General features: G+C 80.6%; 1 protein-coding gene. It reads right to left on the minus strand.

The features are described from left to right. Window positions 1-434, minus strand: a 434-nt coding sequence (gene cbiE, locus ABD308_RS23295) for a precorrin-6y C5,15-methyltransferase (decarboxylating) subunit CbiE (protein WP_344338207.1), incomplete at both ends; no start/stop codon positions are given.

Here is a 434-nt window from a genome sequence, read left to right on the forward strand (position 1 = left end):
GCGCCGTGGCCGGCCCCGGTGAGCAGCGCGGCGACGGCGGCGGGGGTGTCGGCGCCGGCGCTGAGCACGAGCAGCCGGCGCCCGGGGTTGAGGGCGAGCCGCAGGGTGTCCAGCGGGCGGCCGACCAGGCTGACCACGTCGGTGGACTCCAGCGGCCAGCCGAGCCGGGCGCAGGCGTACGCGACGGAGGAGGGGTGCGGCAGGACGCGCAGGCGGTCGGGGCCCGCCGTCTCGGCGAGGGTGCGGCCGATGCCGTAGAACATCGGGTCGCCGCTGGCCAGCACGGCGAGCGGGCGTCCGGCGTGGCGGTCGAGGAGGCCGGCGACGGCCGGGCGCAGCGGGGACGGCCACGGCACCCGTTCGGCGGCGACCTCGTCGGCGGGCAGCAGGTCGAGCTGGCGCGGGCCGCCGATCACGGCCCCGGCCGCCCGCAG

The sequence above is a fragment of the Kitasatospora putterlickiae genome (genome assembly GCF_039527695.1).
GTDB classification, from domain to species: domain Bacteria; phylum Actinomycetota; class Actinomycetes; order Streptomycetales; family Streptomycetaceae; genus Kitasatospora; species Kitasatospora putterlickiae.